Consider the following 9535-nt stretch of genomic DNA (forward strand, 5'->3'; position numbering starts at 1 on the left):
GGCACCGGCGGCCAACGCCCGGGCCGCGCCACCCGCCCGTGCCCTGGGAGACTGAGGACATGGTCGACACCTTTCACGACACCGGATACCGGGGCTTCGCAAGCGACAACTACGCCGGCGTCCATCCCGAGGTGCTCGACGCGCTGGCCAAGGCCAACGGCGGACATCAGGTCGCCTACGGCGGGGACGCGTACACCGACCGGCTCAACGAGGTCGTCCGAGCCGAGTTCGGTGACGCCGCCGAGGCCTTCCCGGTGTTCAACGGCACCGGCGCGAACGTCGTCGCGTTGACGGCCATGATGCCGCGCTGGGGCGCGGTGGTCTCCAGCGAGACCGCACACGTCAACACCGACGAGGGCGGCGCACCCGAACGGGTCAGCGGCCTCAAGCTCCTCACCGTGCCGACACCGGACGGCAAGCTCGTGCCGGAGCTGGTCGCGAAGCAGGCCTGGGGGTGGGGCGACGAGCACCGCGCCCAGCCCCTGACCGTCAGCATCACCCAGACCACCGAACTGGGCACGCTGTACACCCCCGCGGAGGTTCGGGCGATCGCCGACTTCGCCCACGGTCACGGCATGGCCCTGCACATGGACGGCGCCCGCATCTGGAACGCGGCCGCCGCTCTCGGCGTGCCGTTCCGCGCGTTCACCTCCGACGCCGGAGTCGACGTCGTCAGCTTCGGCGGCACCAAGAACGGGCTGCTGGGCGCCGAAGCCGTGGTCGTCGTCGACCCGGCCCGCGTCGAGGGCATGCCGTATCTGCGCAAGCTGAGCATGCAGCTGGCCAGCAAGATGCGCTTCACCAGCGCGCAACTGCTCGCGCTGTTCGACGACGAGCTGGGTCTGCGCTCGGCCGCGCACGCCAACGCCATGGCCGCCCGGCTACGCGGTGCGCTCGACGACGATCCGGTCGCCGGCCTGTCCTTCAGCCAGGCGACCGAGGCCAACGCGGTGTTCGCGGTGCTGCCCAACGACGCGGCCGACCGCATCCGGGAGCGCGTGCGGTTCTACGACTGGGATCGGGCCGCCGGGCAGGTGCGCTGGATGTGCTCGTGGGACACCACGGAGGCCGACGTCGACGGATTCGTCACGGTCATCCGCGAGGAGCTCGGCGGTTAGGTTGAGGGCATGACGGTCAAGACGGTGATGTGCTTCGGTGATTCGCTGACGTGGGGCTGGGTGCCGGCAGAGGAGACCGCGCCCACCACGCGGTTCCCTCGCGACGTGCGCTGGACGGGCGTGCTCGCCGACGCGCTCGGCGAGGACTACGCGGTGGTCGAGGAGGGCCTCAGCGCGCGCACCACGAACGTCGACGACCCCACCGACCCGCGGCTCAACGGCGCGGCGCACCTGCCGATCGCGCTCGCCAGCCACCTGCCCCTGGACCTGGTGATCCTGATGCTCGGCACCAACGACACCAAGGCGTACTTCAACCGGACACCGTTCGACATCGCCACCGGCATGTCGGTGCTCGCCGCGCAGGTACTCGGCTCCGCGGGCGGCGTCGGCACCGTGTATCCGGCGCCGAAGGTCCTGGTCGTCGCCCCGCCGCCGTTGGCCTCGATGCCCGACCCGTGGTTCCAGATGACCTTCGACGGCGGGCAGCAAAAATCTGCACAGCTGGCGGACGCCTATGGCGCGCTGTGCGCGTACATGAAGATCCCGTTCTTCGACGCGGGTTCGGTGATCGGCACCGACGGCAGCGACGGGGTGCACTTCACCGAACGCAACAACCGCGATCTGGGCGCCGCGCTAGCCGACGAGGTGCGGCGAATCCTGCAGTGAGGGTGCGGGTGACGGCCCGGACTCGACGCCCCGCGGCAGGGACACGGTGAAGGTGGTCCCCTGGCCCAGCCCCCGGCTGTCGGCCCTGATGCTGCCACCGTGGCCGTCGACGAGTGCCTTGGCGATGGCCAAGCCGATGCCGGCGCCGCCGTGCACCCGGTCGCGCGCCGCGTCCACCCGGTAGAAGCGGTCGAAGAGGTGGGGCAGATGCTCGGGCGAGACGCCGTCGCCGGTGTCGGACACCACCACCGTCGCGTCGCCGTGGTTCGCCCGGGCCCCGATCACGACGGAGCCTCCGGTCGGCGTGTGCCGCAGGGCGTTCTCCAGCAGGTTGGCCAGCACCTGCCCGAGGCGTTCCGGATCCGCCCACACGTCGGGAAGGTCTGCGGCCGTCGTCGCGGTGAGGGTCACGCCCTTGGCGCGGTAACGGGGTTCCCACACCGTGGTCGCGGTGGCTACGAGGCGCGCGATCGAGGTCCATCGTGCGTCGATCGTGCGGGCCCGGTGCTCGGCGTCGGACAAGGCGGCTACGTCCTTGCTGAGCCGCGTCAGTCGCCGTGACTGATCGCGCAGGACCGCGATGGCGTCGTCGTCGAGCGACTTCACACCGTCTTCGAGCGCCTCCAGATAGGCCTCGACGATCGCGACCGGCGTCCGCATCTCGTGGGCGAGGTCCGCGAGCATCTGACGGCGACTGTGCTCGACGCGCCCGAGGCTGTGCGCCATGGTGTTGAAGGCCACCGCGATCTCGTCGAACTCCCTTCCCAAACGCGGCGCGCCGACCCGAAAGTCGTAGCGGCCGTCGGCGATCACCGTTGCGGCGTGCGCGAGTTCGGTGGCAGAGCGGTAGACCCGCCGACTGAGGTACCAACTCAGCGCGAGGGCGGCGGCGACGGAGACCAGCAGCGCCGTCCCCAACGATGCGGCGGTCGCCCTCTCGAACGCCCGCTGGTAGGGGTGGTCGCCCGCGGCGCCCGGTTGGACCGCGGCCTCCATCAGACGCCGGAACATCGGCGGACCGACGAGCGCGGCGACCAGCGTGGCCGTGACGAAGCTCGCCACGATCACCACCGAGTTCACCGCAACCAGCCGCGTCCTGATGCCGAATCGGGAGGCGTTGTGCGGAAAGGACTTCGACGGCATGGTCAGCCCCTGCCCATTCGATAGCCCACTCCGCGGACCGTCGTGACGTACCGCATCGGGTCGTCGCAGAGTTTGCGACGCAGATGTCCGACGTGCACGTCGACGATGTTGTCACTGCCCACCCAGGTGTCACCCCAGACGATCTCGATGAGCTGCCGCCTGCCGAGGACCTTCCCGGGCCGCGACGAGAGAGCGTCGAGAAGGTCGAATTCCGTTCGCGTCAGTACGATCTCGGCATCGTCGATGCGCACTTCCCGCCCCTCGACGTCGATGCTCAGGTCACCGATCTGACGGGGCGGCTTGCCCGCGTGGACGAACTCCGACCCCTCCCGCGACGTCCGGCGAGGCCGTCGCAGCATCGCCTGGATGCGGGCGACCAGCTCCCGCGGGCTGAATGGCTTGGTGATGTAGTCGTCCGCGCCGACCGACAGGCCGACGACGGTGTCGACCTCGGTGTCGCGGGCGGTCAACATGATGACGTAGGCGTCGGAGAAGATCCGCAGCCGACGGCACACCTCGAAGCCGTCGATGCCGGGCAGCCCCACGTCAAGGACCACCACGTCGGGGTCGACGCTGCCCGCCAGGGACAGCGCCTGTCCGCCGTCGTGGGCGGCGTGCACCTCGAAGCCGTCGCGCCTCAGATAGCTGCCGACCACCTCGGTCAGGGCCACTTCGTCGTCGACGATCAGGGCCCGACGACTCGGTACTCCGGTGGGGTCGTTCACGTCTCCATGATGCACCGCGGGAAATCGGCGGGCCGCGATCGTTAACGAATCTTCAGAAAGCAACCAAGGAACCGTCGTCTCGGTACCCGAGAGTGAAGGCATCCCGGCAGAGACCGGGTCCACTCACGAGGAGATCCGACATGAGAATCACCGCCAAGCGCATCGTTCCGGGATTGGCCGTTGGCTTCGTCGCCGCCGCAATGGCCTTGGCGCCGGTCGCCGGCGCTGACACCAGTCCGCTGCTGCCCTTCGGGACCATGCCGCAGGTGAAGACGAACCTGAACCTGCAGACCTCGAACCACGACGAACTCGACACCACCAACGGCTCGCTCGACTTGCCGTTCTGACATGCCGGGTCCACGGCTCAACCGTCGCGACGCCCTGCTCGGCCTCGCCGCCGCCGGCACCGTGTTGGCGGTCGGCGCGGGCGGCCTGGCGGAGGCGTCGGGCTGGTTGAACACGCGACGGTTGACCTCGTCGCGATTCGCCGACCGGTTCGAACAGGTCTACGGGCGGCACAACGGTTTTCGACGCAACCATGCCAAGGGGCTCGCGGCGACCGGCACCTTCACCAGTAACGGCGCGGGTGCCGAGCTGTCGAAGGCGTCGGTCTTCGCACCCGGGACCGTACCGGTGACCGCGCGCTTCTCCCTGGGCGGAACCGTGCCCGACGCGGCCGACCAACCGGGAGCGGTGCGCGGGCTGGGGCTCGTGTTTCGGCTACCGCACGGCGAGCAGTGGCGCACCGCCATGATCAACCTGCCGGTCTTCCCCGACAGCACGCCGCAGGGCTTCTACGACCGCTTGCTGGCGGGCAAACCCGACCCCGCCACCGGTCAGCCCGACCCGAGCGTGATGAAGGCCTTCCTGGCGGAGCATCCCGAGACCGCCGCGGCGATGACGATCATCAAGGCGTCCCCGCCGAGTCCTGGCGTGGCGGACAGCACCTTTCACGGGCTCAACGCGTTCATCGCGACCAACGGTGCCGGAGCGTCGGTGCCCGTGCGGTGGGCCGCCGTGCCGATGGATCCGCCCGGTGCGGCCTCCCCCACCCCCGGCGGACGCGACTACCTGTTCGACGACCTCGTCGAGCGAATGCACCGCGGCCCGGTCAGCTGGCGGCTGGTGCTGACGGTGGCCGAACCTGGCGACCCGACGCACGACGCGACGCTCCCGTGGCCGGCCGGACGACGCACCGTCGACGCCGGGGTGATCACCGTCGACGCCGTACTCACCGAGGCCGCGGGCAACGCCCGCGACGTCAACTTCGACCCGCTGGTGCTGCCCGACGGCCTCAGCCCGTCGGACGACCCGCTGCCCCAGGCCCGTTCTGCGGTCTACGCCCGCTCGTTCGAGCGACGCACCCGAGAACCCAAGTCCCCCAGTGCAGTCGACGTCGAAAGGGTGAACCGTGACAGTTGAGGCTCCCGTCGCCGCGCCACCGAAGTTCACCCTGGCGTCCCGGCTGCTGCACTGGTCGATGGCCGCGATGGTGATCGGCCAGTTCTTCCTCGGCGCCACGATGGTCGCCGCGCTGGCCTACTACCCGCTGCTGCTGGCGATTCACCGGGTGCTCGGCATCGTCATCCTGGTCTTCGCCGTCGTCCGGCTGGTCAACCGGCTGCGGCATCACCCACCGGCGTTCCTGACCACGATGAGTCCGCTGGAACGCAAGGTGGCGACGTGGTCCGAACGCCTGATGTACGCCCTGCTGGTGATGCAGCCCCTGGTCGGCTGGGCGCTGGTCTCGGCGTCGGGCGTGCCCGTGACCCTGCTGGGGCCGGTGCACCTGCCCGGCATCGCACCGCATGGCATCGCCGTCTACGCCGTGCTGCGCACCGCGCACACCGTGTTGGCCTACCTTCTGTTCGCGTCGTTCATCGCGCACATCTGTGCGGTCGTGTTCCACACCGTCGGGCTGCGCGACGGGTTGTTGCGGCGCATGACCATTCGCCCAGGGCGCTGACCCTTACGCCGTGCCCAGGGCGCGCGGCATGAAGTCGCGGATGTAGCCGCTGATTTCCTCGCCGTGGGTCTCCAGCGCGAAGTGGCCGGTGTCGAGGAGGTGGAACTCGCCGTTCGGGAAGTCCCGGTGGAACGCCTCCGCGCCGGCGACGCCGAAGATTTCGTCGTTCTTGCCCCACGTGACCAGCAGCGGCGGCTGGTAGGTGCGGAAGTACTCCTGAAACGCCGGATAGCCGTCGAGGTTGAACTGGTAGTCCCAGAAGAGCTGCAGCTGAATCGCGTCGTTGTCCTTGCGGTCCAACCCGAACTGATCCAACAGCCAGGCCTCCGGCGCGATCCGGTCCAACCGGTCCGCCGGGACGCCGTTGGTGTACTGCCACTTGGTGGTCTCCAACGTGAACTTCTCCCGTACCTCCTCCTCGTTGGCGGCCCGGTCCTTGGCGTGGGCGAACAGGACGTCCCAGAACGGGGTGAACCCCTCCAGATATGCGTTGCCGCTCTGGGTGATCAGCGCGGTGATCCGCTCCGGCCGGCGGCTGGCGATCCGCAGGCCGATCGGGGCGCCGTAGTCGTGGATGTAGAGCGCGAACTTCTCCAATCCGAGATGGTCGATCAGGCCCTCGGTAATCTCGGTCAACCGGTCGAAGCTGTAGGTGAACTGCGTCGTCGTCGGCATCGCCGAACGCCCGAAGCCGATGTGGTCCGGGGCCACCAGGTGATACTCGTCGGCCAGGGAGTCGATCAGATTGCGGAACATGTGCGAACTCGACGGAAACCCATGCAGCAGAAGCAATGTCGGCTTCGACGGATCCCCCGCCTCGCGGTAGAACACCTCGAGGCCGTCGATCGTGGCCGTCTGGTACCGGGTGGCAAATGCGCTCATCGTTCTAGCCAAGCATGGACGCGGCACATTTTGTTCGAGAACGTCAATTTGGCGACGTCGCCGTCACAACGCGGCGGTGGTCGGCTGCAGGACGGCGGTGGCGACGGCCTCGGAGCGGAGGTGTTCGAACTCCAGGTAGTCCGGGTCGTTGACCATGTCGACGAAGTTTTGGCGGCTGGGATAGCTCACCAGGGCCACCATGTCCCAGTCACCACCGTCTGCGGCAAGGGACGGATGCCCGACCCCCGCGTAGACGATCGTCACGCCGTAGCGCTCGTTGACCCCCGAGCTGCTGAACCGCTCGATGTACTGCATGTACTTGGCCTGGCCGCCTGGCGCGAACCGGATCAGGTTCAGCATCACCACGGGGCCGTTCGGGTCGGCGGCCAGGAACCGGTCGAGACGAGATACATCCAATGCGGACATGAGGTAAGTCCCTTCGTAGTTACTTGCTGTACGTCACGCAACATACAGTTGGTGTCCGACAACCGCGAGACGCGCGGGGGATGATGACCCGATGACCGAAGTGCGCTCGGTTCGCCGCACGCAGGCCGAACGCCGCGCCGAGACCCGGCGCCGCGTGCTCGACGCCGCAACGTCCCTGGTCGCGACCCACGGATCGCGGGCCGTCTCCTTGGCGGCCGTCGGCGAGGCTGCGGGCTACAGCCGAGGCATCGTCAACCATCACTTCGGCAGCAAGGCGCGCCTGCTCGAGGAGCTCATCAAGCACACCCAGCAGTTCGACGTGCCGACGGACTCCCCCACCGGACTAGGCCGCCTCACCCAGTTCGTCGAGGCCTACCTGAACGGGATGCACCAACGGCCGGCCCGCTCGGAGGCGTTCCTGAAGCTGTGGGCCGAATCCGCCGGCGCCGAACCGGCACTCGCCCCGCTGTTCGCCGAGCGCGACGCCTGGTTCCGGGAGTTCCTCGCCCAGCAGATCCAGCAGGGACTCGAGGACGGGTCGATCGGTCCGCACGTGGACCCCCGGTTCGCCGCGGTCACCCTGATCGGACAGTTGCGGGGCACGGCGATGATGCTGTTCTCCACCGCGCGCGACGTGCCCGTCGCCGAATTCTCCGCCGACGTCGCCAGGAGCGTGGCCCGTAGTCTGGCGGCGAACTAACTTAGAGCCCCTGGCTGAGAACGGATTCGGCCCCGCCCCGGGAGTTCCTGGGCGGGGTCGAGCCCGTCGAATCACACGATCGTCGGATCGAGCTCCGTCAGCGGGGCGATGGAACCATCGCCCAGGAGGACGTAGACGACGCCGTCCGAGCTGACCCGAACGCCCCACGGGTCGGTGACACCGAGACCGACCGGCCCACCCGCGAAGGTGTTGGTCGTCAGATCCACGACGAACACGGCCGAGGCAATGACGTTGAAGTCGGCGTCGTACCGGTTGGCCGTGGCATAGGCCCGCTTTCCGTCTGGGCTCACCGCGATGCCGTAGCCAGCCTCCCAGTCGTCTGGCAGCGTCAGAATGTCTACCGTGTCATCGCTGGGATCGATGACGGCGATGTTGCTGTCGGTGGTCACGACCAAGCGGCCGTCAGGTGCGGCGTCGACTGCCCATGCGGGGCTGCCAACCTGGTATTCGGCTAGTGCGGCGCCAGCACCGTTTGCGTCGTAGGCCAGGACGCTCTCACCGTCGTAGCTGGTCACGTAGACCTTGTTCCCGACGACGACGGCGGCCTCGGGGCCGGATATGCCCGTGATGTCGAAGAGCTTGGTCGGCGTCGCGCCGGTGAGGTCGACGACCATCACCGTCCCGCCGAACGTATTGGAGACGTAGGCCTTCGTCCCGGTCTCGTTCACCGTCACCCACTGTGGGCCGTCGTCGGTCGCGATGAACGTCGCGGCGCCGGTCTGCAGGTTGACGATCTGCACACCTTGCGGCCCGTTGTTCTCCGGGTTCTCCTCGTCCTCGTAGTCGGTGGTGATCAACGCCAGCCTCCCGTCGGGGGTGACGGCGAAGCCCGATCTGGGGGCGTCGGTGAATGGCACCGGTGTACCGATCAGTTGGCCGGTCGTCCTGTCGATGACGGCGACCGTGTTGTCGTACGTGGGCACGTAGATGCGCTCCCCGATGACCGCGAGATCGTAATAGGAAATGTTGGGGACCGGATTGAAGACATTGCCCGGCAACAGGATTGGGGAACCGACGACGACTCGCGTTGAGTAGCTGGCCGTTTCACCGCTCGGGTCGGTGACGGTGAAGGTCAGGGTTTCGACACCGGGCCTGCTGGGGTCCGGCGTGTACGTGAAGGGGATTGTCACCGTCCCGTTGAACGGGGTGATGGGTCCACCGGTGAAGGCGTCGGGTACGGGCTGATTGGCTACGGAGAGAGTGCCGTGTTCGCGTTCTCCGATGAACAGGTTTGTGGCGTCGTCGTCTGTGTCGGTGACGGTGACGGCCAGGGTGATTGTGCCGTCGACATTGTCGGTGCGAACGACCGTAACCGTGGGCGGCTGATCGTCCGGATCGGTCGGGCCCGCCTCCACCTCGACGACCGCCGTCTTGGTCACCGACGCACCCGAGGCATCGGTCAACGTGAACGACAACGTCTCCGTCCCCGAATGACTCGGGTCAGGAATGTAATACAAGGTCGCCGTCACGGGCACCGAACCGAGCGGCGCGGGCGGAGTGGTGACCCCCGTAGTAATCGGTATCGTGCCCGCGGCGTCGAGGTACAAACCGCCATGCACCAGCGGTGCGGTGTACGAGGTGACGAGGTCATCGTCAGGTTCGGCGAATGTCAAAGACACCTTCACCGCACCGTTGGCCGCACCCGTCGGCTCGGTGCTGACTACCAGGGTGGGCGCGTGATTCTCGGGCTCGCTCGGCCCCACCACCTCGACGACCGCCGTCTTGGTCACCGACGCACCTGAGGTCAACGTGAACGACAACGTCTCCGTCCCCGGCCGAGTCGGGTCCGGNATGTAGTACAAGCTCCCGGAGGCGGGAACCGAACTCAGCGGCGTGGGCGGGAACGTGACGCCCGTGGGAACTGGTGTCGAGCCGGTGGCGTCGGCGT

General features: G+C 68.1%; 10 protein-coding genes. 6 read left to right on the plus strand and 4 right to left on the minus strand.

Annotated features, from left to right (window positions below; all coding sequences use genetic code 11):
- The first annotated feature begins 59 nt into the window (after window positions 1–59).
- Both H7J06_RS03365 and H7J06_RS03370 read left to right on the plus strand, forming a co-directional pair.
- Complete coding sequence (locus H7J06_RS03365) at window positions 60–1118, plus strand: threonine aldolase family protein (protein WP_264036987.1); 1059 nt, start codon at window positions 60–62, stop codon at window positions 1116–1118.
- 9 nt (window positions 1119–1127) lie between these two features.
- Complete coding sequence (locus H7J06_RS03370; RefSeq protein ID WP_264036989.1) at window positions 1128–1784, plus strand: SGNH/GDSL hydrolase family protein; 657 nt, start codon at window positions 1128–1130, stop codon at window positions 1782–1784.
- On the opposite strand, the gene H7J06_RS03375 is transcribed toward H7J06_RS03370, so the two are convergent.
- Window positions 1752–2927, minus strand: a complete 1176-nt coding sequence (locus H7J06_RS03375) for a sensor histidine kinase (protein ID WP_264036990.1) — start codon at window positions 2925–2927, stop codon at window positions 1752–1754. The two genes, H7J06_RS03370 and H7J06_RS03375, sit on opposite strands and share 33 nt — an antisense overlap.
- A 2-nt stretch (window positions 2928–2929) precedes the next feature.
- Window positions 2930–3652 (minus strand): response regulator, encoded by a 723-nt coding sequence (locus H7J06_RS03380; protein ID WP_264036992.1) that lies wholly within the window; start codon window positions 3650–3652, stop codon window positions 2930–2932.
- A 140-nt stretch (window positions 3653–3792) separates the two neighbouring features.
- On the opposite strand from H7J06_RS03380, the gene H7J06_RS03385 reads away from it, so the two are divergent.
- The 3 genes from H7J06_RS03385 to H7J06_RS03395 are packed head-to-tail and all read left to right on the plus strand — an operon-like array spanning window position 3793 to window position 5618.
- Complete coding sequence (locus H7J06_RS03385) at window positions 3793–3999, plus strand: hypothetical protein (RefSeq protein ID WP_264036995.1); 207 nt, start codon at window positions 3793–3795, stop codon at window positions 3997–3999.
- A gap of 1 nt (window position 4000) precedes the next feature.
- Window positions 4001–5074, plus strand: coding sequence for a catalase family peroxidase (locus H7J06_RS03390; RefSeq protein ID WP_264036997.1), 1074 nt, complete (start codon window positions 4001–4003; stop codon window positions 5072–5074).
- 58 nt (window positions 5075–5132) lie between these two features.
- The gene (locus H7J06_RS03395) at window positions 5133–5618 is read left to right on the plus strand and encodes a cytochrome b (protein ID WP_372515227.1); all 486 of its coding nucleotides are present in this window, start codon (window positions 5133–5135) and stop codon (window positions 5616–5618) included.
- Between the two features lie 3 nt (window positions 5619–5621).
- Here the strand turns inward: H7J06_RS03395 and H7J06_RS03400 are convergent, their stop codons facing one another.
- Window positions 5622–6500 (minus strand): alpha/beta fold hydrolase, encoded by an 879-nt coding sequence (locus H7J06_RS03400; protein WP_264037000.1) that lies wholly within the window; start codon window positions 6498–6500, stop codon window positions 5622–5624.
- A gap of 63 nt (window positions 6501–6563) precedes the next feature.
- Window positions 6564–6926 (minus strand): DUF1330 domain-containing protein, encoded by a 363-nt coding sequence (locus tag H7J06_RS03405; protein WP_264037002.1) that lies wholly within the window; start codon window positions 6924–6926, stop codon window positions 6564–6566.
- A 91-nt stretch (window positions 6927–7017) separates the two neighbouring features.
- On the opposite strand from H7J06_RS03405, the gene H7J06_RS03410 reads away from it, so the two are divergent.
- On the plus strand, window positions 7018–7626 hold the full coding sequence (locus H7J06_RS03410; RefSeq protein ID WP_264037004.1) for a TetR/AcrR family transcriptional regulator: 609 nt from the start codon (window positions 7018–7020) through the stop codon (window positions 7624–7626).
- Window positions 7627–9535: the final 1909 nt, after the last annotated feature.

Source organism: Mycolicibacterium hodleri, assembly GCF_025822245.1.
Taxonomy (GTDB): Bacteria; Actinomycetota; Actinomycetes; order Mycobacteriales; family Mycobacteriaceae; genus Mycobacterium; species Mycobacterium hodleri.

Excerpts from the sequence above, each read along its gene's own strand:
- H7J06_RS03365 (WP_264036987.1), top strand. The coding sequence starts at position 60 with ATGGTCGACACCTTTCACGACACCGGATACCGGGGCTTCGCAAGCGAC.
- H7J06_RS03370 (WP_264036989.1), top strand. The coding sequence starts at position 1,128 with ATGACGGTCAAGACGGTGATGTGCTTCGGTGATTCGCTGACGTGGGGC.
- H7J06_RS03375 (WP_264036990.1), bottom strand. The coding sequence starts at position 2,927 with ATGCCGTCGAAGTCCTTTCCGCACAACGCCTCCCGATTCGGCATCAGG.
- H7J06_RS03385 (WP_264036995.1), top strand. The coding sequence starts at position 3,793 with ATGAGAATCACCGCCAAGCGCATCGTTCCGGGATTGGCCGTTGGCTTC.
- H7J06_RS03390 (WP_264036997.1), top strand. The coding sequence starts at position 4,001 with ATGCCGGGTCCACGGCTCAACCGTCGCGACGCCCTGCTCGGCCTCGCC.
- H7J06_RS03395 (WP_372515227.1), top strand. The coding sequence starts at position 5,133 with ATGGCCGCGATGGTGATCGGCCAGTTCTTCCTCGGCGCCACGATGGTC.
- H7J06_RS03400 (WP_264037000.1), bottom strand. The coding sequence starts at position 6,500 with ATGAGCGCATTTGCCACCCGGTACCAGACGGCCACGATCGACGGCCTC.
- H7J06_RS03405 (WP_264037002.1), bottom strand. The coding sequence starts at position 6,926 with ATGTCCGCATTGGATGTATCTCGTCTCGACCGGTTCCTGGCCGCCGAC.
- H7J06_RS03410 (WP_264037004.1), top strand. The coding sequence starts at position 7,018 with ATGACCGAAGTGCGCTCGGTTCGCCGCACGCAGGCCGAACGCCGCGCC.